Genomic DNA, 21,960 nt, shown 5'->3' with positions numbered 1-21,960 from the left:
TGAGGTCATCCAATCAAGATCTCCCCACCCATCAAATTCTCAATCGAGAATAAAACTGCCCCACCTTTCGGTGGGACTAGACTATGGCCACAAAACATAATACAATCCACATCGATTCCCTTAAGTTGTGCGAGTAGCTTCCGGTATCACTTGAGCGACCTCAGAAGTAGAAAGCAAAGATGGCAGAAAAAGCTTTGCACTCTGCAAGTTAAGGGAATTCCATCACAAACTTGGGGTGAGCGAGTTTATTTTTGACCAAATGAAAATCTGATTAAGGCATCTGTTGGGATTGAGATCAGAAACTCAGTCGGCTATTAGGGTACGATGTGGTCTAGATCGTCATAGAGTTGGACTGTAAAAAAATTTATTGATATTGACTAGAGGGGCAAAAAAACGGTGGGTCTTCTAAATCGCTTTTCCTTGTCACGAGATATGGGTATTGATCTCGGGACTGCAAACACTTTAATTTATGTTTCCGGCCAGGGTATTGTTCTTCAAGAACCCTCTGTAGTTGCTATCGATCAAGAGGATAAAATTCCCCTCGCGATCGGAACAGATGCTAAAAAAATGTTGGGTCGAACACCCAATAACGTCATTGCATTACGACCCCTGCGGGATGGTGTGATTGCGGACTTTGACTATGCTGAACAGATGTTGAAATATTTTATTCGACGAGTGCATCAGGGAAAAACTTTGATCGCACCTCGAATTATCATTGGCATTCCGAGTGGAGTCACAGGGGTAGAACGACGGGCGGTGATGGAAGCGGCTTTGCAAGCAGGCGCTAGGGATGTGCGCTTGATTGATGAACCGATAGCGGCGGCTATTGGGGCGGGACTGCCTGTGACTGATCCGACTGGGAATATGATTGTAGACATCGGTGGAGGCACAACAGAAGTCGCGATTATCAGCTTACAAGGCACAGTTCTCAGTGAATCGGTTCGTATTGCTGGAGATGAACTCAATCAGGCCATCATCCATTATATGAAGAAGGTTCATAATTTAGTCATTGGCGAACAAACGGCGGAAGAACTCAAGATTAATATGGGTTCGGCTTATCCGACCTATGAAGATGAGGAAAGCATCATGGAGGTGCGGGGAATTCATTTGTTATCGGGTTTACCTCGGACTGTCACAATTAAAGCCCCGGAAGTTCGTGAAAGTATGACAGAACCGCTTTCTATTATTCTAGATGCGGTTAAACGCACCCTCGAACGAACTCCACCCGAACTCGCTGCCGATATCGTTGATCGAGGCATTATGTTAGCTGGAGGGGGGGCTTTGATGAAAGGGATTGATACTTTAATTAGTCACGAAACGGGAATTGTGACTCATATTGCGGCTGATCCGCTTTCCTGTGTTGTTTTGGGAACGGGACGGGTTTTGGAAAATCCGAAGCAACTTGAACGGGTGTTTAGTGCGCGATCTCGTAATGTGTAATTTATAAAGACTGAGGTAGAGATACGCAAGGTCGTGTCTCTCCGACAAACAAGCGATTAGCGTAAAACAACTGATATTTATCAGTTAACCCTAATCCGTGATCCGTTTTTGAGGAAAAAAGAATCAGGAATGAGTCACAAATCCTCAAACCCCAAGATTTGATTCCTACTAAGATTAAACGGTTGACGGTGAGGATGTTCTTCATGAAAGAGATGGATTTCTCATTCTAATATTGGAGAATGCTGGCTCAGATTTAGGAGAAAGTTTGATGAATACGAGGAGTTGGTGGAATCGACATGGATCGCAATTAACACTCTTGAGTTTAGCAGTGGCAACAGCCTGGCTGGTACGGCAAACTCAGGGAGCGGCATTGTTTGAAATCTATTATTGGGTGAGTCGCCCGTTTCAGCAGTCTGAGGAACAGCTTGTGACGGTTCAGGAACAGGCGAAGGTGTTAAATGCCCGTATTGACGAGTTAGAAGCCAAAGTTAAGGATTTAGACAGTCAAAATCAAAATCTGCAAAAATTATTGGGCTATGTTTCGTCTAAACCGAATGATAAAGGGGTTGTCGCTCCAGTTATTGCGCGTAGTGCTGAACATTGGTGGCAGCAAGTGACCTTGGGACGAGGGAGCAAAAGTGGCATCAAAGCCGATGATTTGGTCATGGGGCCAGGAGGGGTTGTGGGTCGTATTGTTAGCGTTACGCCCAATACCAGTCAGGTTTTATTGTTAAGTGATCCTACTAGCCGAGTCGGGGTGGCGGTGAGTCGCACTCGTCAAATGGGTTATCTCAAGGGTCAAGGGAGTAACGAAGGGGTGATGGAGTTCTTTGACAATGTTCCCAAGGTGAAACCGGATGATGTTGTGGTGACTTCTGCGTTTAGCCAAATTTTCCCGGCAGGTTGGCCAGTGGGTAAGGTGGTTTCGGTTGATATTAACAAAGCTCCTGCACCGGAAGCGGTGATTGAGTTTTTTGTGCCTTTGGGTTCGTTGGAATGGGTTGTTGTTTATCCGAATCCGAAATCGACTCAAAAAGTGGGAAATTAAAATTTTTGGAAAAATTTATTCTCAACTTTTTTATAGAGATTGTCTAATTCTTGATTATATCGGAGTAGTGCTTGTGTTGGCTCGTCAAATTATTAATTATGCTGTCACCGTTATTTCTATAATTCTTTGTGTATTGGCGATCTTAGCTCCAATACCGGGTATGGAATTGTTGGGGATTAAACCGAACTGGCTATTAATTTGGTTAGTCGCTTGGAGTTTGAAGCGATCGCTATTGTCTGCTGCAATTGCTGGGTTGGTTTTAGGATTAATTTTAGATGGAATAACGGCTTCTGACCCGAGTCATATTTTTTCGTTTATGCTGGTTGGAGTTTTGACTGTTTTGATTTATAAGCATCTGATGAAGAAAATGCAGGAAGATTTTATTTCAGTTGCTTTAATTGTGTTTGGAATGGCAATTTTAGTGGAGACTATTAGAGCTTTACAATTTAGTCAAATGGGTGATCATACTTTGGTTGATTTATGGTTATATCAACAACAGGTGGCTCTAAGTTCAGCCATTTTAAGTAGTTTGTGGGCGCCAGTTATTTACTTTCCGCTAAATCGTTTATGGGAATTAATGAAAAGTTCAGGTTCTATGAATTACTTTTCTTAAAGTTGGCAGAAGACAAATGATAGGAAGCCAAAGGAAAATTTTTAAGTGAATTTCCAACAGTGAAAATTGCCCTAGAAACTTTACCCCCAACGTTAGACGTTAAAATACCCTTTAAAATCAGTCAATGTTGACAGACATTGCTAAAATTTGATCTTTAAGCTTAGACAACAGAGAGTTATGCTCAAACAGAGTGATTTTGATAGCACCGATGAAATGAGCCGGGTAAAAGTTCTTAGTGAAGCCCTTCCTTACATCCAAAAGTTTGCCAACCGGACGATTGTCGTCAAGTATGGCGGGGCGGCGATGAAGGAAAGTCACTTAAAGCAGCAGGTGGTCCGAGATATTGTGTTGCTTTCCTGTGTCGGTATTCGTCCCATTGTGGTGCATGGCGGTGGCCCGGAGATTAATACTTGGTTAGGAAAATTGGGCATTGAACCCCAATTTAAAAACGGTTTAAGGGTGACAGATGCGGCGACGATGGATGTCGTGGAAATGGTTTTAGTGGGACGGGTAAACAAAGAGATTGTTTCCCTGATTAACCAAGCAGGTGGTTTAGGGGTGGGGCTGTGTGGAAAGGATGCTAACTTAATTGTGGCTAGACCTCAAGGTGAAGAAGGAATTGGTTTTGTTGGAGAGGTCAATAGTGTTAATACTAAGCTGATAGAGTTGTTAGTCGATAATCACTATATTCCGGTGGTTTCCAGTGTGGCGACTGATGATAGCGGACAGGCTTATAATATTAATGCAGATACCGCAGCCGGGGAAATTGCAGCAGCTTTGGGGGCTGAAAAACTGATTTTAATGACGGATACCCCTGGGATTTTAGAAGATTATCATCGGCCAGAGACATTGATTGCAAAACTCGATATTCAAGAAGCCCGAGATTTGATTGACAAGGGAATTGTCGGTGGCGGAATGATTCCCAAAGTAAACTGTTGTGTTCGCAGTTTAGCTCAAGGGGTACGGGCGGCTCATATTATTGATGGTCGTACACCTCATGCTCTACTTCAAGAAATTTTTACCGATGCGGGTATTGGGACAATGTTAGTCGCTTCGGAATTTTTATCCTAAAATTCGCTACCCTTCAGTGCGGTTAGAGTTGAGGGTTTTATATTCAGATTTGGGGTAGGGTGGTGTTTCCGGTTCCCTACCCGATTCTTCATAAAAATCTTCTGGGTTACTATAACTGTAAGGTGCTTCTAACTCTCGATTAGAATGTTTTTTGATCGGAGAAATGGGGGGAGTCGAGGGGGGAAGGCGATCAACGGGGCGACGGTTTGGTCGGCGAAATGTGTTCCACGCCACTTTAAACCCTGTGAAAATATTGCCTGTTGTGCTTTGAACCTTCTGAGCTTGTTTTTTGGCACTATCAATACTGCGATCAACTTGTTTAACAACTTGACCTGCACTTTGAACGCCTTCACTGACATCATCGGTCAGTTCGCTAATTTCTAATCCGGTCATCCGAATCGATTCTAGAGTCGGCGGAAATTCTCGAGACAACGTATCGGCGAGCTTTTCGAGACTACGAGCAGCTCGGGCTAGAGCTTGGAAGGCAGGCAAAGCCGCAATTAACACAGCACTCAGACTGGCAGCAACCAGTAGGATAGACAAGCCAAGCCAAAAAACGGGATCGGTCACGGGAATAACATCCAGGATGCAAAGAGGTTAATCTAACGGAGTTGAGCGGTTGAAAACAACTTAGCTCTGCGTTCAGCGCGCGAATCTGTTATCTATTACACTTTTCCGGGCTGCGATCGCAAACCGCAAACCGTCAGAATCGAGTATAAAAGCCAAAAATGCAACACAGATGGCGGTTATTATTCTATCATGCTTAATTTAAAGCCTTGATTGCTTCACTCTTAGGAGAGAGATAGGGAAAGGGCAGGTTCTCAGATGAGTTCTGCTGACGCACCTGCCCAAACCATCCACTAATTGCGATCGCCAAGGGGATAAGATGAGTCTGTATTCTGTACCTTCTCAGAGAGAACTTGACGTTCTTGTTGACTGGCTTCCATACCTGCCGCCACCGCTTCTTTGAGTCGGAGTAAAGTATCTTCCCAGTTTCGCAAAGCCGACTCAGAGAGCCGATCAGCTTGCAGTTGTACACTGGTTGAAAGATCCTCGACCAAATCAGGAAGGGCTTGAGCAGACTTTTTCAAGACTTGTCTCGTTTCCTTGCCTGATCGGGGTGCGACTAATAAACCCACCACTGTTCCTACAGCAGATCCGAGTATCAAACCCCCAAAAAACGATCCAGATCGATTATTTGACATAAACTAGAACCGAATATCCCTTACTATAATTTTAGACAGCTTTGGACGTACCGTTTCCTGAAATCTGGAATCATCTTAACTGAGTCGAGAGGATTAACTCTAAGATGAAGTCATCGGTACTCCGTTGCGCTCTCGACTATTCCGCCAAGACCACTGCTGTGAGCGTTGGTCAATTTCTCTTTCAATATCTTTTTCGCAACAGTAACAGTTGAGTTAAGCGGACAATCGTGACTATTTTCTCAAGCTGTTGCAATTTTTGTTGCAGCGAATCATATTTCTGTTTGAGTTGAGAACTGGTTGAGTTTCCCCGCTCGACGAAGTTTCGTGTTCGACACAATAGCATATTAGCACGATGTTCGAGGCGGACGAGAACTCGGTCTATTCGGGCTAATCCTCTACGCAGTTTCCAGACTCGACGAGCAACATATAGACAAACAAGTGAGATTAATACATTAATACATATAACGGTAACAACCATAAAAAACAACCCTAAAAAGTGTGTTCTCTTGTTCAACTCATCAATCTTGGAGTGAGTTGCTTTTGTTGATTAAGATAACAAAAAGTTGAGCTTGTGGTTAATGAGGACAATTTTTTAAAGATTCTCACAAAAATCTCAAAATAAATGATGGCTGTGGAATAGCCACTGTAATCCTAATTGAAAAAGGTTGCTGACTAATATGAGCATCAACACACTGTACAGAGAGAATCTATTTTTGCTGTTCTCTGAAGCTTTTGTTGGGGGTGGAGTAGACAGGTTAGAACTAGAGATTAAAGGTTGAGAGGCTTTAGCAATGACTCCTGCTCGTTCCTCTTGCAGAGAGCGAACTTTGGTGGCAGCATAGGGAGACCAACCCCGTCGCTCTGCTTCTTCGTAGTCTTTGACAGTCAAGCCGAGGTGAGGAACGGAAATATCGCGCTCAATAGCCATATCCAAGGCGATCCGCAAATCTTTGTGTAGGAGTTTGATAGTAAAAGCGGGGTGTTTAGAGAGGTGATCACAGCGTCGTGAAAACCAGTAGTAGGGTAAACCATGAATATCTCCAGGATTTTGACCAAACGAGCCAAAGCGCAAAGCGTCCCAAATAGTCTGTAGGGGGATGTCTTGAGCCAAACCCAAGGTAATTCCTTCACTCACAGCTTGCACGGCTACAGCATTCACCGCATTGTGGATCAGTTTACATCGAGTTCCATTGCCAATTTCTCCACAGTAGAGAACCTGATCGGCCATGAGTTGTAGGATGGGCTGCATTTGCTCGAAGGTTTTCTTTGATCCGCTCGCTAAAACGGCTAAACCCATTCCTGCCTCGCTTGTAGCCCCTTCAGAGCAATCATTAAAGGGGGCATCTAACATCTCAACTCCGAGAAGATTCATCACTTTGTGAAGTCTGTAGATTGTTTCTGGAGAATTGGTGGTAATATCAATGTAAATACTGCCGGGTCGCAATCCTTGACTGAGGTTTTGTTTACCTTCTAGGACGGCTTTGATCACGTCAGAGGGAGTGGGTAGGGCGGTAAAGATCACTTCACAGTGGGTTGCCAGTTCAGCACAACTTTGGGTAATGTGGGCGCCTAAAGAGTGTAACTGAGTCATTCGCGCAGGATTGATATCGTAGACATAAACCGAGTAGCCGTGGGCGAGAAAATTAGCGGCTTGTCGCTTGCCAATATTGCCACAACCGATAATGCCTAGAATGGGATAATTGAGGGGAGATTCAGTGTGTGAAATGCTGTTGTTTAATAACATATAGTGCTGATTTCCTGGCATCCTGTCCTAGCCGAGTGAATGATCGGCCAGAACGTTGAGAATACTCAGGACTGATCGGACTGAAAAAACCTATAAAACTTGATCTGCTTTAGTATACTTAAACAAGGATCGACAAGCGACCCGAGTTCGCCCGGCCGCAGAACGCCACAACTCCAACGCCACATCATCTAAATTTTGTCCATCGGCGATCAACATTCGCGAAATCATGCTAATTTTGCCAAAAGACCAGAACAAACCTGCCTCAAGCAGATAGGGTTCGTTAGTTTCGGCGTGTACTCTGAAATCATACAACGAATAATCCCTACAGCCCAAAGCAATATGAGATCGTTTGGCAGCCGAGGCGAGTTTCTCAAACAGTTCTGGTGCAACATTTGCTGGACACACGGGTTTGGCGACTGGTTTTTCGGGTTGTTTTTCGGGCATTCCATCAGATTGCAGTTGCAGTTTATCTTGTACTGTTCTAATTGGGTGTTCTTCGGTAAATAGATATTCTATCATCGGCAGTACACACAACTTACCCGAGCGTTCGACGACAGCAACCCGTATTTCTCGACCGGGGATATAATCTTCGACTAACAATGTTTCGTCTAGTTCAAAGCCAATTCGCAATGCTTCGGTGATTTGATCTCGGTTCTGAACTAACGTCACCCCGAGAGAGTTGTCTTCTGAGTTGGGTTTGACGATAAATGGAGGTTGCATGGTGAGGGTGTCTCCGACTCGGAGTTGTTGGGCTTGGGCGACACGAACCCCGGATGCGGCTACAACACTTCGAGTTTGGGCTTTGTTGGTAGCCAGGGCTGTACAATGGGACGGTGAACCGACGACGCTTAAGCCCAGGATATCCTCAAAAAACGCCCGAAAACTGGTCATCCCTGGAAAACAGAACAGATGAGGAACAACGACATCAATCTCCGGGAGTTGAATCATCATCTCCTGAAGTGACATTTTCTCCGAGAGGGTGTCTAGGGATGTCCCCAACTGCCAATACCCGTTAGGATGAATGACGGCATAGTAGCTGCTGACCCCGACAGGTTGCACGACTTCTTTGGCATAGACGATTGATAGGTTGTAGTAGAAATCTGAGACACAAGACCCTGCTAGATGCAAGACTCGCAACGTGGGTATGGTGTCTGAGGATAGGGATTGAGTTTGTCGAATTGTTTCTAATTTCATGATTGAATTGATCTGTTTTAATCTACTGATTGAACTTCAATGTGTAGGCGTGGGGCGCGACTATTTTTAACCTAAAAAGCAGGATTGAAAAAAGACCTTTAATTCCAATAAAATTGAAGTCTTGATTGATAAAAACTATTACAATAATATCATATTTTTATATTGCTAAGGTTTTATTTTTAAACTATTTCATCTCTAAAATAGTCTTAAGTTTGTTGATATTTTACCGTGGAATTAATTAGAATTAGTTTAAACATCTTGATTACTTTCTGAATTTTGCGAATGAAATAATTGAGAGATGAGATAAACTAAAATTCCGGCTAACATTCCCGGTAATACTTCGTAAACCGCACCGGAAAGTTTCAGTCCGACATTCCAAATTAAAGCACTTAGAATTCCGACAATCATCATGGTAATGGCAATAGGAGTTGTGATCGGTCGTTGTAAAATTCGCACCAAAAATAACGGCCCTAAACCTGATGCCAAAGCTGACCAAGAAAATGTCACTAACGCAAATACACTATCATTTCCACTCAATGCGATGGCTAAAATAATTGCTGTTACTGCTAAAGTTCCGCCTTTTGCCCAACGATAGGACTTGGCTGCTGCGGGAAATAAATCTTGGGTTAAAGCAGCCGAACAAGAGAGAATTTGAGAGTCTGCTGTGGAAATTGTCGCAGAAAATAACCCCGCTAACATTAACCCAACTAAGAAAACAGGTAATAATTCTAATGCCAAAAAGGGTAATGCTAATTCGGGATCACCTTCTGTTAGTAAGTTAGGTAATAAAACTCTTGCAGCCAAACCAATCCCAATCGCACAACAAGAATTTGTTAAACCAAATGTAATCTTAATATTGCGAGTTTTGCCCATATTTCTCGGAGAGTTTAAAGCCATCGCCCGCACTAAAATATGAGGTTGACCCACAACACCAAATCCAGCGACAACCCAACCCAATACAAAAGGAAATAAACCCAATTGTAAGTTAGACGGACTCCAACTGACTAAATTTGGATCAATGGCTTCTAATTGTGTCCAAAGTTCACCGAAACCGCCACAGGTGAAAATTGCAATGATAAAGAGTAAAATGAGAGAACCGATCATAATTGTGGCTTGTACTGCATCTGTCCAAATGGAAGCCCGTATTCCCCCGGAAAAACAGTAGATCACAACAACGACAGCCCCGATAATAATTCCTAAGTTGTAATTCCAGCCAAATACTGCATTGAGGGCCTTACTTCCGGCGACGAGTTGGGCAGCAGCATAGGAACCTAGAAATGCTAAAGTAATTAAGGCAGAGGCGACAGTAATTCCTCTATTTTCCGTGTTTTGACCTAAGAATGCCGAGACGGTTTCGTTGTTGCTTTCTTCTGACATTTCCCTCAGTTTACGGAAGAAGAATAACCAAGCGATATAGTCTCCTATTGCCCAACCTACTGTTAACCACAATGCAGAAATTCCGACGGTGTAAGCAAAGCCGACTTGTCCGATAAATAAGAGTCCGCTTTGACCCGTCGCCATCGCTGAAAGTGCTGTAAACCAGGGGTTAACGTTACGACTCGCTAACAAATAATCTGAGGTTGTACTTTGTTTTTGAGTGGCTGAGTAGATGCCAACCCCAGTAAAGAACAGTAGGAATAGAACGAATGTTATTGCAATTAAGACTTGATCCGCCATAAACTGAGAAAGTTAATGATTCTTGTGAGGACTGAGTAAAAACTCTAATTCCAATGCTTTTAAGAGTATACCAGCCTGTTCAACTTTAACCAAACTTTATCAGGGTATACCGATCCGAACAAAGGATCATAATCAGGCTTTTAAAAAATTGACTTATAAAAAAGATTAAGCCTATTTGTCGTAGATTGGGCAGTTTAAAACCTCAATAATATTTATTTTTGATGGCGATCGCTTCTAATAAAGCAACCTATTTTTAGCGATCGCCACTGTTAAAAGCGGATTTTCTCTGACTCTAAACTCTTAATCCAATGGGAGTGAGTTTATAGTATCCTGCGGTTTAACTGCGGAGTGACTTTGTAAGGTGACATAAATACCGATTAACACACAAGTAAAGCCGATCCAGTTATCCGCAGTTAAGACTTCCTCAAAAATTACCCAAGCCGCTATTGAACCCAAAATGGGAGTGACTAAATGGCAAGTGGAGATAAATTCTGCTGAAAATCGCTTTAAGGATATTGCTTCTAAACCCAAGCCGATAATTTGACAAATAACAGCTAGGGAAATAACAGCAAACCAACCCTGAACGGTATGCGGAAACAGTTGCTCGCTGTTGAGAAGAACTACAGGTAAGGCGACTAACATCCCGACGATTGAACAACCTTTAATAATTTCGTTTGAGGAAATTCGAGTTTTTAGCTGTTCGATAATTAGGGGATATCCTCCCAGTAATGAAGCTGAAAGTAATGCCGCTAAATCACCTTGAAAACCGCTTTGAGAATGGGATAAATCGTCGAATCCAATCACCAAAGTTCCACCGACTGCGATCGCCATTCCGAGTATAAATTTACGATCAATTTGCCGTCTGAGGAACAACCATCCCCATAAGGCGGTAAATATCGGAGTTAAACTGTGAATAATTGCTGAGTTGGCTATACTGGTTTGAGTCAAAGACCAAGCCCACAACATTAATGATGTTGATAACAGGCTTCCCAGTAAAAATAATAACCCGATTGTTTGGATAGAATAGGCAGGTTTCTCGACTGATAAGGGGAAAGACTTTTGAGGGCGAGTGGCTGATATTCCATTCCACAACCCTAAAGTAACTGTGGCAATCCAAAAGCGATTAAAAATCGTGGAATAAGGGCTGATTTCTCCCTCACTTAACCGGATAAAAATCGGAGAAAAAGAGATGGCAACTAGACCAATAACGAGTGAGAGAATAACTCCAAGCTCTACTGGTGCAGACCACTGTTGGCGCAGTCTTACTCTGTAAAACATTTTGAGGCGTTAGGGTGATTGTTTTAAGAAATGTTAATCTCCTCCTAATTCTACCAACTTTCCTATATTAAAGTCAATGCGAATCCAGCCTTTTAGTTTTCGTAAGTTGTCCAGCACAAGTAAGGGAATTTGCCAGTGATGTACCATCAAAAAGGGTAGCGGGTCATTGACTTGAAAAATGGCATCTGTCCCCTGAGTAATTTTACGAATCCAGGCTTGGAGTTTTTCCCCAGAATTGACCTCTGATAACCGCCAGAGTTCGTGGTATAACCAATAAGTCGGTTTACTCTCGGCTAAGGGTGTAATGGGCGGTTCGTTATCGTTTTGACTGTCGGTAAGATAGGCATCCGCAACACCGGGATGATTGTAAAACATGGTAATTGCTGAATGAATTCTCGGGTTACATTCGAGCGGATAAACTTTACCATCTGGGGCTTGAATAAAGTCAAAAGAAACTTGTCCAGTGAGGTTTAACGCTTCAACAAACGTTTGCACCCAAGCTAATATTTCCGGGTTTTCGATCTGTTCATAGTTGACCTGAAAAGGCGAAGATTCCGAACAACAATGTAGTCGAATTTTACCCTTTCTTACGGTGCTATGAGTGCAGTATTCCTGTCCGCGAATAAACTCCTGCATAATCCAGGGCTGATCTTCGCTAATAGGTAATCCCTTGACAAATTCTTCTAATTCTGATTGAGAATTCATCGGTAATTTTGTTAAATCTAAGCGATGAACTGAATCATAGGGAATACTTTTCAGGATATATTGACTCCCATCGGTTGCAAAGTCAAATTCAAGCACCTGTTCAGGTTTCGTAATTAAAAAAGACTTGGGAACCGATAACCCCAATTGTCTTGCTTGATCGACAAAACTAAACTTATTATCCAAAATCTCGGTAATATTGGTATCAAAATGAATCACCTCACAATGGGGTAAAAGTAGCGGTTTAGCTAGAGAACAATAGTAACTTTCAACTGGACTTGTCACCGGAATAAACACATCAATATCTTCCCGTTTGACAATCTCAAGTAACCCGTGAAAGAACCCCTCTTGATCTTTTTTGGGGGCGGGAATGGTATAAAACCCTTTAACCGCGTTAGAAAATCGATGTCCAGATAACCAATATTTATGAGTTTCTACTAAAAAAACCGTATGTCCAGCCCCATGAAAACACCGGGCGAGTTGCAACGCCTTGGTCATTTTTCCACCCGTGATTAGAATTTTTTTCGGATTTTTAGCAATGACTTTTTTCTGAAATGGTTTACGGAATAAATTCACAAACCAAGCACTGAGAACGACCGTTAAATTAAACGGAAAAGCCAATAATAATAACAACAATGTTCCGATATTTTGAAACAAAGCAGATGCCCGTTTGGGTTGAATAAACAAAAGTTGTGACATATTCTAAACCTATTAATTAATCGCGCTCAATTTTTTTACCTCTCCCCCAACCCCTCTCCAATCCCCCCTTTATCCCCCCTTAAAAAGGGCAGGGCCGTTTCATTCTTAGTTAAAAATTGTCGGGGGTGATGGGGTGATGGGGAGGTGGGGAGAGGATTTTTTTCCGATGAAAAATAGCTTTTTATTAATAAAAATTCCCCCCCTGCACCCTACCTCCCGCGCACGGGTTCGCCACTCCCCTCAACGCGCTTGTTCCCGCGCACGGGGGTGGACTCACTACCTCCCTACCTCCCCACAAATCAAGTTTTCGGGTTAGAACGCGCACAGCTCTGCCTTAAAAAGAGGGTGGGGCGAGGGGAGATGAATTTTTAACATTAAATTGGGAGAATTAGCATTTAATACTATTAAATACTATTAAATACTGCCTATTTCCCTATCCTCGCAGGAGAGGAGTAGGGAGAGGTTTTTCTTAAATTCTACTTGCGTCGAATTAATGTTAGACCATCCCGCAAGGGTAACAAAACCTGTTCAACGCGGTGATCATTTGCGACAGCGTGATTAAACTCTGCAATGGCTTGTCCGTTAGCTGTTCGTTGATTTTCTGGTAAATAAGGCTGTCCTTGCAACAGACTATTATCAACACAAATTATCCCATTTTCGGCTAATAAATTTCGGTCTAAAAGCAGATTAAAATAATCAACATATTCCTTTTTATCCGCATCAATAAAAACCAACTCAAAAGATTCACCCGCATCCGCCAATTTTTTCATCGTTTCCAAAGCCGGGGCGACTTCTATTTTGATTTTCTTGCCATCGGGGGAAGCATCAAAACAATCTCGGGCAAATTTGGCGACATATTCATCGACTTCACAAGCAATTAATTCCCCATCATCGGGTAATGCTTCCGCCATTGCCAAAGCTGAATATCCGGTAAACATTCCCACTTCTAAAATGCGTTTGGCATTCATCATCTGAACAAACAGTTTTAAGGTTTGTCCTTCGATGTGTCCCGATAACATTTCCTGTTCCAAATGACGAACCGTTTCGCCATCGGAAAACCGCAAATTCCAGGGTTCTTTTTGGGTTTTTTCCGCCAAGTTTTCTAATGCTTCTGACTCAGAAGTTGTGCATTTTTCTAAGTAAGGATCTAAACCCGAAGCGAGTTGATAAGCTTGTTGAATAGTTTCAGCAATTTCTGGGGAAATATCCGCTTTTTCGATCAGTTGAACTGCTTTTTCGAGTTTTTCCGCTAATATTCCGAGAGGAGTAACGGGTCTAGCTTTGGGAAGGTCTAAAATACTGGTCATTTTGATGTTTTGAGAATTTTACAGCAAGAAGTTCAGGTCAAGGGAGTTGATAGAAAAGAGAAATTTTTCGCCCTTCCTACCAACCCCCCTTTTAGAAAGCAGGGGGATCGAGAAAGGTTGGTGAGGGTCAAATCATTAACGACTAACGGCTAATGCAGGTTTTTCGGTTTCTGCGGGAATGTAGGCATCTAAACCGTCACCAGAACGAGGATAATCAACACATAAGCGCTTATGATCGGCGATCGCATCTTCGAGTTCTTCGTAGGTAAGATCGTTGATAAAGTGGCAAGTTCCGATGGGACGAGGTACAGCCGCCCGCAGTTTACCGTCACGGGTTTGCATGATGGACTCGGTGGCTTTCCACATCAAGTCTGCTTCCATCAGGGAATGATCGAGGGACAGTCCCAAACGACTCATTAAACTGAGAATGCGATCGCGATCTTCGTTTGTGATATAACCCCGTTTGGCGGCTAATGTTGCGGAGAATGCCATGTCAATATTAACGGCATGACCATGATATAAAGGCACTTCGGGGGAGAGTTCTAAGGTTGGACTCCAGGTATGTCCATAGGCGATGACGCGATCGAGATCGAGTTCATGGAGGTTAGGAACTTCCAACTCTAGCATCCGTTTGATGGCTTTGTAGTTGAGGCGATGACCGACTTCTTGGAGTTCGGGTGTACCGTCAGCGAACCCAAAATGGCTGTATAACAGTTGTTCGCCGTGTTCTTCTAGCATTTTAAACACTTCGGCTTCGGAAACAACGGCTATTTTCACGAGTTCTGCCATTCCGTTGCGAATTTGGGCCACAGGTAGGGTACGCAGGAAGGAGAAGTCAAGGATCACTTGTTTAGAAGCGTGGTAGGCGCCGAGACGGTTTTTGAGTTTTTTGTGGTTAACTGCAACTTTGATGGCCACACTGGCATCAATTAGACCAATTAAGCTTGTGGGGATGCGAATGTAGTTGGTACTCCGACGATAGGCTGAACACGCGAAACCTGCAACGTCGGTGGTTAAACCGCCACCGATAACCAAAACGGGTTCTTTGCGAACTAAGCCAAAGTCGGCGAAGGCGTCGATGATGGTTTCAAAGGTTTGTATGGTTTTGGCGGGTTCGGGAATGGAAACCGGGAAGATGCGAAGATCGATGTTGTAGTGTTGGAAGTAGGCCTGCATTTGCTTGCCATACAGACGGTTAATGTTCGCATCGACAACCGCTAAACAGCGTCCGAATTTTTTGTAGGTTTCAGCCAGTTGAGGGTTTTTGATGTCGAAGGCACCGTCAACGTAGGTTAAACTGAATTCGATTTTTTCGTATCCTTCAACGTGAAAAGCAGTGTCGGTTGCTTCAAATTTAGCTTGAACGTGACTCATTGAATTTTACCTGATATAGATATGTTGGTTGGTCAAACGATGCAACATTTCACACCAATGCCACGTCTTCAAGTTTGATGAGTCTGTAGCCTAAATCTTGAGCTAGAAGCTTAAATCTGACTTGGAAAAAAACGGCAGAGATTTTCTGGAGAGTGACTCGCGCGAGCATCCTCCTGTTGTCAGATTTAAGTTTTCTGTGCTAAGATTATCAGCTTAATTAAGTAATTAAATCCTTCCCGAATTGAGTCTTGACTCGATTAGGGGAATTTTTTTGCATTGCTAGTCTGTCAACAATAGGAGAATTCAAAAGCTGAAGATAACACTGAATGCGTTAGTGGAAGTTTAGCTTTGATTCTTCTTCAAACGATTCAGAAGTTGGAACTTTTAACAGAGATGTTTTGGCAAGCGATTACCTGAGTTTAGCTAATTAGCAAACCACTCTAAATGATTCATCCGCCAAGCATCAAATTATGTTTTCCATCTTCTACCTCATCTCAAACTTTAGCCTGTAGCCTGAGATGACTCACGACTACTTCGGCTTTTGTCAGACACGACTGGATAGCTCAAGAATTAAGATTTGAGAAGAATATTATTGTTGGCTATTACTAGCAACACTCACTTGAAGTTGCAATTGGTGGAAATGTAAACTAACTTGGGTCGTCAAATCCGAGTAAATATAACTAGCTCGGTTTCGGAGTTATTCGACCGAAGAAAAGAACTAGAGAAGAAAGCAGCTCGCTTTTCTCTTGCCCGAGTTTCCACTTCAGTTGACACCCATGATTAACCTGCTGATCGGGATTTAAAAGCCGTCCAGCAAGTGCAATCTTAAGTAGCAATTCTGATTTGTTTCTACTCACAAGCCTATGATCGGGATCTACTCCCCTGCTGAATTTAATCTTGCTTGTTAGTAGTTTAACGCTTGATCATTACTTTTAATCAAAATTAATGTTAAATATTGTAAATAAATTAACGTCAAAACTGTTAACATTGATAAACAAAGGGACTACAACAGCTATAATGTCGCTCCGTTCTTAAAGATTAGTTTTTTAAAATCAAGTCTTAATACTGTTAAAAAAATACGATACAAATAGGGATTTCTCAATGCTCAATAGGGAACAAAACCTATTCCTTTTATTTCATTCATACCTTTATTAATTTGTCAACATCCCAAAGTCCGATGACACAGTTATCCTTTTGCATCTACCAAAATTTCCGGAATCTGCTTCCCCCAATCGGTAAAACCCCAAGAAGCTGTTAGGCTTAAGCAATCAAGATGCACAGAAGTGCCACAACACAGACTATTGAACTAGGCATTTTGCGATAAAATTGTCCACTGCTACAGTCATTCGGGATGTTAATGCTGTCCAAGCTACCCAAAGGGTTAACTCGTCACTGGCATATTTCTCTTTCTCTCCCTCTAATCTTGTTGGGAGCGTTGTTAACGCCATTAGCACTCCGTTCTTACGTTGAAGCGAGTACCTATACTCGTCGCTATACCAATATCAACCAAGTTCCGTCTAAACCCGTTGCCATTGTTTTTGGGGCGGGTGTATGGGAGGATGGAACACCGATGCCGATGCTTGCAGATCGCATACAAGGTGCAATTGACCTGTATCATCTGGGGCGAGTCGGGAAAATCTTAATGACTGGAGATAACGCCACACCGGAATACAATGAAGTGATTGCCATGCAATACTACGCCCATGAGCAAGGAATTCCTCTAGAAGATATCAAACTCGACTATGCAGGGTTTAGCACCTATGAAAGTTGCTATCGAGCTAGAGAAATCTTTGGAATTCAACAAGCAGTATTAATCACGCAACAATATCATTTATCTCGGGCGGTGTACACTTGCAATCAATTAGGTATCAATGCGGTCGGTTATGGAACACCAGACTGGGGTAAATATCAAGATGAGTCTATGCGGTTTTATACCCAACGAGAGATGCTAGCCATCATCAAAGCGTTGGTGGAACTTCATATTTTACGTCCTAAACCGACCTTTTTGGGGCCATTTGAGGGAATGTAAAATAACGAATAACAAGCTGTTCGATCTTTAATCAAATGAATCTTCTGTTTCTAAGCCCGTCGTTCTCTGCTGACCAACTGGGCCCCGCGGCATACATCCGGGTTCAAAGAAAACGAAAGCAATTGCCTCGAAACAGACTCCCCGAGATCAATCGAACCGAGATTTCAGTTTCTCAGCTTCTGAGTTTGTTCACATTTGCGAGCCGATTTGAGTGATCTTGAGATCGGATTAATTTTTATACACAGCTTTTCTATCCAAATTTGAGGGATTACCAATATCCGGGGTTCAAGCCCTGGACTTGCGACTGCTGAATTTGTATTGTTACAGTGTAGAACACAACTTGAATCTCCTCATTTGGAAATCTTACTGTTATTGGGGGTTGCTCTGTTTTTTGGGATTCCTTCTCTATAAGGATTTGATTAACTTTTTCGGGGGGTTAATTTAATAAATGAACACTTTTTAATCTGAATTTGAGCAACATAAGGAATCTTTCCAATGTTCAATTTTAGAGGTTGAGAACTGTATCCAAACTTCATCTGAACAGACTGCTATTTTAGTCGATCTCGATGAAACGCTGTTGCTACGAAACTCAACCGAAGAATATCTCAACACGCTACAACCTCAAGTTTTAGGCGCACTACTCCTCTTGGGGTTGGATGTTCTCAAACCTTGGAATTGGCTTCCGGGAAGTCTTAAGGGAGAAGTCTCCCGTGACTGGCTACGGGTAATCATCGCCACTTTGCTCTTTCCTTGGACTCTGTTGTTTTGGCCTGAACGAGCCAAGAAACTGGCTCAAGCCTACAAGAATTCACAACTGATTGAGATGCTTGCTCAAAAACCCAAGGCGCGAGTTTTCATCGTTACTTTGGGATTTAACCGAATCGTAAATCCGATTATCCAGCATCTTCCCCTAGAGGTCAGTGGTGCGATCGCCTGTCGGTTTTGGCAAGGAGGTGTAGACCGAGTTCAAGCTAAATATCAATTGGTCGTGAATGTATTGGGTCAAGAAGAAGTTGCACAAGCCATTGCGATTACCGACTCTACCAACGACAATCCTTTACTGGCTGCGGTTGCCAAACCTTGTCTGCTGACCTGGCCTCTGGCTCAATACATTCCTGCTCTTTCCAGTGCTTACATTCCATTCTTCTATTTAGAACGAATTAAACGGCCAGGTGAACGCTATTTTTTGCGGGTGATTTTGGGAGATGATTGGCTGGTTCTCATCCTGGCAACAAGTTGGCTGAGTCACCAACCCGGGTTGCACGCAGGTATGATGTTATAGCGCTACTTGAATCGGGAACAGGGAACACCGGATCAGGGAACAGTAGACTGGGAAGGGGTTTTAGGATTTAGAAATGTCAAACACGTATTCGCGTAGTGCTATATCTTTCTTGTTGTCCTTTTGGTGTATTTATGAAGTGGGCTATATTGAAAATGATCGGGTTGCCGAACGCTTTGAGAAAAGTCCAGTCCTTTCAGAGACTTACTCACTTTATAGAAAAGAGATAAAACTCGGACAACCTTGGATTTGGGCTGGAATTTTTGCCATACCGGGATTAATTTTACTCAATTACAGCGATGATTGCCTTCTAAGCCTCGATTTGCCCAGTCCCCTTTTTTCCGGAGTTATCAATATTACTCTCTGGTTCGGTTTTCTCTTATTGGTGCGAACCAGTTATTGGATGTACAACCACATCGATAAGCAAACCCGAGTCGGTCTGTATCTAATCTTGCAGATTTACAAGACCTTTGGCTTTTTGCTGATTACAACGACAAATCTAGTAGGGATAGTGCTGTAAACAGCTCAAGTTCTCGCCCGTTGGATTTCCTATTTTACCTATCGCTATGTTCGCAAAGGCTGGTTAGGACTTCCGGGTGAACTGATTCGTGCCTTGCTTTTCGGTTTTCTGCTGTTGGCGATGACATTGGGAACACAGGAGGCTCATCTAATCTGGAATGGACAAGCTTTGGCGATTTTGATCTGGTGTCTCTATCGAGGACGATACCAACTTCAGGAGGTTCTCACTCAAGTTCGTTTGATCAATAATGATCAATGGGATATCAAGTCTTGAGTTCCTGTTTAATTCCGTTTAAATCCTGTTCGCAAGGCAATTTGAGCTAAAGTTCGAGATTTCCAACGCCAAAACTGTTGATTCTGTTTTAAGCTGTCAGTGGGGAATTTATTAAGGGCGGACAATGGCACTTTACCTAGATTCAGCGATTATTGAAGAAGCAACACAAGTGAGTCAATGGGGTTGGGTCAAAGGAATTACCACGAACCCAACGTTACTCGCTAAAAGTACCCTTTCGCCCTCAGATACGCTCAAGCAACTCAAACAAACGACATCAGGAGAAATTTGTTATCAACTGACTGCTTCTGACTTAGATGGGATGATCGCAGAAGCCAAAGTCGCTTATGCACTCCTGGGAACCCAAACCGTATTAAAAATTCCGGCTACCGCCGTTGGGTTTCAAGCGGTTGCTCGTCTGTCTCCAGAAATTCCCTGTGCGGTTACAGCGATTTATAGTCCCGCTCAAGCAGTGGTGGCAATGGAAGCGGGGGCGAAATATGCTATAGCTTATGTGAACCGAGCGACTCGATTGCTAGGGGATGGAATTAAATTAGTAGAGGAGATGTCTGCTGTACTAAAGGGAACGGATACCACCATTTTAGCGGCGAGTATTAAATCCCCGGAAGAAGCCGCAGCAACGTTGAAAGCCGGGGCTACTCATTTAACTCTACCGTTAGAGATTTTAACTGCGATCACCACTCACGAACTCTCGGAAAAAACCGTTGAAGAATTTGCCCAAAAGGGCATTGGTTTAAAGGTAGAATAATTAACTCAAGTTAATCTACTATCTATTTTTGAGTTAGTTTCAAGATTTGGCAAATTTAAAATTATCCCATTGTCGATGAGAAAAGAAAGATCGACTTTTCGGGGGAAATCTGAGCAAAACATTGGGTAACGGATTTACCTCAAGCTCTCGAATATTGATTTCATATTGTTTAAATCTGAAGGCGGCACCCGGATTTGAACCGGGGATGGAGATTTTGCAGACCTCTGCCTTACCGCTTGGCTATGCCGCCGTATCACGAGTCTTTATCTTACCAGAGAAGTGCTTTGAGTGGCAACCTGTAAATTCTCAACGACAGTTTTTAATTTTGCAGGCAACCCCGAAATATACTGAGGATAGACGGGTAAGCGTTTTTTTAACTCCCAACCTTGAGGCTGAAGAAGATTTGCGAGAGTTTGAGCATCCGGGTGAGGATAGTCGGGATTAACTTCATCGTGGGGGCTGATACCGCCTAAATCCCTGGCTCCGGCTGTGATACATTCGATTAAGATCTCAGGATGAGTGACTAAATTCGGGGGAATTTGTAAGGTAATTTCTGCCGGAAGCAAAGAACGGGCGATCGCAACGACTTGGGGAAGTTGATGGAGATTAAAAGCTTCACCCTCCCAACTTTGCTGTTGACCAGGACTGTGAGGTTGTAAGATCACTTCTTGAATATGTCCCCAAGATTGATGAACGGTGGCGATCGCTTCTAAGGTTTCTCGCCAGTCTGACTCTTGTTCACCTATTCCGAGTAATAAACCCGTTGTCAAGGGAATTTGCAACTCTCCAGCCCATTCAAGCTGTTGTAACCGCAGTTGAGGAACTTTACTCGGGGCGTGGCGATGAACGGTTTGCAGCAATTTAGGAGTCAGTTGTTCTAACATCAACCCCATTGAAACGTTAACTTGTTTCAGTTGTGCCATTTCTTCATATAGAAGTGGGCCAACGTTGGTGTGGGGTAAAAATCCCATCGACAACGCCAATTCACACAGTTGATAAATTCGTTCAAACCAGGCGGGGCGTTGAGAACTCTGAGGATGAACTTCTCCACTTAAGATTAAAATTTCAATCACCCCTCGATCTAAAAGCGATTTTAAGATTTGTTGAGCTTGCGCCAGAGTCAGCCAAGGACGGGTTCCGGGTTCATCTCGAAAATTACAGTAACGACAACGATTAAAACACTCATAGGTTGGAACAACTGTATAAGCGGGACTGTAGGTGATTACAAAAGACATCAATCAAGGACAGATACATGACCTCATCTACTGTACAAGACCTGAAAAGAGTGAGTCGGAAGCTCTAGTTGGACAATCATTAGTTTTCTTTATACTTTAGTTAAGTAAATCATTTATGAAAACCCCTTTACAAAACTTCATTGACTGTGTAATACTAAAGTCATGGTAGAAAACACCTACCGACGAACCTCGAAAAACAAATAGCAATCATACATACTATGACAACTACCTTACAGCAGCGCGAAAGCGCCAGCTTATGGCAACAGTTCTGCAACTGGGTAACATCCACCAACAACCGGATTTACATCGGTTGGTTCGGTGTTCTGATGATCCCAACCCTGTTGACAGCAACAATCTGCTACATCGTAGCCTTCGTAGCAGCACCTCCGGTGGACATCGATGGAATCCGTGAACCCGTAGCTGGTTCATTAATGTATGGAAACAACATCATCTCTGGTGCTGTTGTTCCTTCTTCCAACGCAATCGGTCTTCACTTCTACCCCATC

Annotated in this window: 20 protein-coding genes, 1 tRNA gene and 1 pseudogene; 10 read left to right on the top strand and 12 right to left on the bottom strand. The window is 43.0% G+C overall.

Features of this window, described 5'->3' with window-relative positions:
• Positions 1–432 precede the first annotated feature (432 nt).
• From M595_RS21360 to argB, 4 genes are all read left to right on the top strand, one after another.
• Positions 433–1,440: a rod shape-determining protein gene (locus M595_RS21360; protein WP_023068528.1), complete on the top strand. Its 1,008-nt coding sequence runs from the start codon at positions 433–435 to the stop codon at positions 1,438–1,440.
• Between the two features lie 268 nt (positions 1,441–1,708).
• A complete protein-coding gene (gene mreC, locus M595_RS21355) occupies positions 1,709–2,488 on the top strand; it encodes a rod shape-determining protein MreC (RefSeq protein ID WP_023068534.1) in 780 nt (259 codons plus the stop codon).
• A 73-nt stretch (positions 2,489–2,561) separates the two neighbouring features.
• On the top strand, positions 2,562–3,101 hold the full coding sequence (gene mreD, locus M595_RS21350) for a rod shape-determining protein MreD (RefSeq protein ID WP_023068530.1): 540 nt from the start codon (positions 2,562–2,564) through the stop codon (positions 3,099–3,101).
• Between the two features lie 177 nt (positions 3,102–3,278).
• A complete protein-coding gene (gene argB, locus M595_RS21345) occupies positions 3,279–4,172 on the top strand; it encodes an acetylglutamate kinase (RefSeq protein ID WP_023068533.1) in 894 nt (297 codons plus the stop codon).
• A gap of 6 nt (positions 4,173–4,178) precedes the next feature.
• On the opposite strand, the gene M595_RS21340 is transcribed toward argB, so the two are convergent.
• The 10 genes from M595_RS21340 to M595_RS21300 all read right to left on the bottom strand — a co-directional run bounded on the left by M595_RS21340 (position 4,179) and on the right by M595_RS21300 (position 15,352).
• Positions 4,179–4,742 carry a hypothetical protein gene (locus M595_RS21340; protein ID WP_023068536.1) on the bottom strand — a complete coding sequence of 188 codons (564 nt, stop codon included), beginning with the start codon at positions 4,740–4,742 and terminating at the stop codon, positions 4,179–4,181.
• A gap of 290 nt (positions 4,743–5,032) precedes the next feature.
• Positions 5,033–5,377 (bottom strand): YtxH domain-containing protein, encoded by a 345-nt coding sequence (locus M595_RS21335; protein ID WP_023068545.1) that lies wholly within the window; start codon positions 5,375–5,377, stop codon positions 5,033–5,035.
• A 181-nt stretch (positions 5,378–5,558) separates the two neighbouring features.
• A complete protein-coding gene (locus M595_RS30740; protein ID WP_023068526.1) occupies positions 5,559–5,855 on the bottom strand; it encodes a hypothetical protein in 297 nt (98 codons plus the stop codon).
• Between the two features lie 135 nt (positions 5,856–5,990).
• Entirely contained in the window at positions 5,991–7,121 is a 1,131-nt protein-coding gene (locus M595_RS21330) for an NAD(P)-dependent oxidoreductase (protein ID WP_023068554.1), read from the bottom strand.
• 90 nt (positions 7,122–7,211) lie between these two features.
• Positions 7,212–8,315, bottom strand: coding sequence for a D-alanine--D-alanine ligase family protein (locus M595_RS21325; protein WP_023068556.1), 1,104 nt, complete (start codon positions 8,313–8,315; stop codon positions 7,212–7,214).
• A 249-nt stretch (positions 8,316–8,564) separates the two neighbouring features.
• Positions 8,565–9,992, bottom strand: coding sequence for a sodium/proline symporter (locus tag M595_RS21320; RefSeq protein WP_023068559.1), 1,428 nt, complete (start codon positions 9,990–9,992; stop codon positions 8,565–8,567).
• A 300-nt stretch (positions 9,993–10,292) separates the two neighbouring features.
• Positions 10,293–11,270, bottom strand: coding sequence for a DMT family transporter (locus tag M595_RS21315; protein ID WP_040484460.1), 978 nt, complete (start codon positions 11,268–11,270; stop codon positions 10,293–10,295).
• A gap of 33 nt (positions 11,271–11,303) precedes the next feature.
• Positions 11,304–12,671, bottom strand: coding sequence for an ATP-grasp domain-containing protein (locus M595_RS21310; RefSeq protein WP_023068529.1), 1,368 nt, complete (start codon positions 12,669–12,671; stop codon positions 11,304–11,306).
• A gap of 476 nt (positions 12,672–13,147) precedes the next feature.
• Positions 13,148–13,978 carry an O-methyltransferase gene (locus tag M595_RS21305; RefSeq protein WP_023068537.1) on the bottom strand — a complete coding sequence of 277 codons (831 nt, stop codon included), beginning with the start codon at positions 13,976–13,978 and terminating at the stop codon, positions 13,148–13,150.
• A 135-nt stretch (positions 13,979–14,113) separates the two neighbouring features.
• Positions 14,114–15,352: a sedoheptulose 7-phosphate cyclase gene (locus M595_RS21300; RefSeq protein ID WP_023068561.1), complete on the bottom strand. Its 1,239-nt coding sequence runs from the start codon at positions 15,350–15,352 to the stop codon at positions 14,114–14,116.
• Positions 15,353–16,709: 1,357 nt separating this feature from the next.
• Between M595_RS21300 and M595_RS21295 the strand changes: the two genes are divergently transcribed.
• From M595_RS21295 to M595_RS21275, 5 genes are all read left to right on the top strand, one after another.
• A complete protein-coding gene (locus M595_RS21295) occupies positions 16,710–17,381 on the top strand; it encodes a SanA/YdcF family protein (protein ID WP_040484464.1) in 672 nt (223 codons plus the stop codon).
• A gap of 577 nt (positions 17,382–17,958) precedes the next feature.
• Entirely contained in the window at positions 17,959–18,663 is a 705-nt protein-coding gene (locus tag M595_RS21290; RefSeq protein ID WP_023068558.1) for an HAD family hydrolase, read from the top strand.
• Positions 18,664–18,736: 73 nt separating this feature from the next.
• Complete coding sequence (locus tag M595_RS21285) at positions 18,737–19,180, top strand: hypothetical protein (protein ID WP_152983607.1); 444 nt, start codon at positions 18,737–18,739, stop codon at positions 19,178–19,180.
• 120 nt (positions 19,181–19,300) lie between these two features.
• On the top strand, positions 19,301–19,453 hold the full coding sequence (locus M595_RS31260; RefSeq protein ID WP_161809825.1) for a hypothetical protein: 153 nt from the start codon (positions 19,301–19,303) through the stop codon (positions 19,451–19,453).
• Between the two features lie 124 nt (positions 19,454–19,577).
• Positions 19,578–20,219: a transaldolase family protein gene (locus M595_RS21275; RefSeq protein WP_023068551.1), complete on the top strand. Its 642-nt coding sequence runs from the start codon at positions 19,578–19,580 to the stop codon at positions 20,217–20,219.
• A 179-nt stretch (positions 20,220–20,398) separates the two neighbouring features.
• Here the strand turns inward: M595_RS21275 and M595_RS21270 are convergent.
• Positions 20,399–20,469, bottom strand: a tRNA-Cys gene (locus M595_RS21270).
• A gap of 13 nt (positions 20,470–20,482) precedes the next feature.
• Positions 20,483–21,454: a 7,8-didemethyl-8-hydroxy-5-deazariboflavin synthase subunit CofG gene (gene cofG / locus M595_RS21265; protein WP_023068543.1), complete on the bottom strand. Its 972-nt coding sequence runs from the start codon at positions 21,452–21,454 to the stop codon at positions 20,483–20,485.
• 218 nt (positions 21,455–21,672) lie between these two features.
• On the opposite strand from cofG, the pseudogene M595_RS21260 reads away from it, so the two are divergent.
• Positions 21,673–21,960, top strand: a pseudogene (locus M595_RS21260) (photosystem II q(b) protein); the annotation flags it as partial.

The organism is Lyngbya aestuarii BL J (assembly GCF_000478195.2).
Lineage (GTDB): Bacteria > Cyanobacteriota > Cyanobacteriia > Cyanobacteriales > Microcoleaceae > Capilliphycus > Capilliphycus aestuarii.
Note: the sequence above shows the minus strand (reverse complement) of the source record. Positions and strands in the feature narration are given on the sequence as shown.

Coding starts and splice junctions, on each gene's coding strand:
- M595_RS21360 (WP_023068528.1), top strand. CDS start 433: ATGGGTATTGATCTCGGGACTGCAAACACTTTAATTTATGTTTCCGGC.
- mreC (WP_023068534.1), top strand. CDS start 1,709: ATGAATACGAGGAGTTGGTGGAATCGACATGGATCGCAATTAACACTC.
- argB (WP_023068533.1), top strand. CDS start 3,279: ATGCTCAAACAGAGTGATTTTGATAGCACCGATGAAATGAGCCGGGTA.
- M595_RS21335 (WP_023068545.1), bottom strand. CDS start 5,377: ATGTCAAATAATCGATCTGGATCGTTTTTTGGGGGTTTGATACTCGGA.
- M595_RS30740 (WP_023068526.1), bottom strand. CDS start 5,855: ATGGTTGTTACCGTTATATGTATTAATGTATTAATCTCACTTGTTTGT.
- M595_RS21330 (WP_023068554.1), bottom strand. CDS start 7,121: ATGTTATTAAACAACAGCATTTCACACACTGAATCTCCCCTCAATTAT.
- M595_RS21325 (WP_023068556.1), bottom strand. CDS start 8,315: ATGAAATTAGAAACAATTCGACAAACTCAATCCCTATCCTCAGACACC.
- M595_RS21320 (WP_023068559.1), bottom strand. CDS start 9,992: ATGGCGGATCAAGTCTTAATTGCAATAACATTCGTTCTATTCCTACTG.
- M595_RS21315 (WP_040484460.1), bottom strand. CDS start 11,270: ATGTTTTACAGAGTAAGACTGCGCCAACAGTGGTCTGCACCAGTAGAG.
- M595_RS21310 (WP_023068529.1), bottom strand. CDS start 12,671: ATGTCACAACTTTTGTTTATTCAACCCAAACGGGCATCTGCTTTGTTT.
- M595_RS21305 (WP_023068537.1), bottom strand. CDS start 13,978: ATGACCAGTATTTTAGACCTTCCCAAAGCTAGACCCGTTACTCCTCTC.
- M595_RS21300 (WP_023068561.1), bottom strand. CDS start 15,352: ATGAGTCACGTTCAAGCTAAATTTGAAGCAACCGACACTGCTTTTCAC.
- M595_RS21295 (WP_040484464.1), top strand. CDS start 16,710: ATGCTGTCCAAGCTACCCAAAGGGTTAACTCGTCACTGGCATATTTCT.
- M595_RS21285 (WP_152983607.1), top strand. CDS start 18,737: ATGTCAAACACGTATTCGCGTAGTGCTATATCTTTCTTGTTGTCCTTT.
- M595_RS31260 (WP_161809825.1), top strand. CDS start 19,301: ATGACATTGGGAACACAGGAGGCTCATCTAATCTGGAATGGACAAGCT.
- M595_RS21275 (WP_023068551.1), top strand. CDS start 19,578: ATGGCACTTTACCTAGATTCAGCGATTATTGAAGAAGCAACACAAGTG.
- cofG (WP_023068543.1), bottom strand. CDS start 21,454: ATGTCTTTTGTAATCACCTACAGTCCCGCTTATACAGTTGTTCCAACC.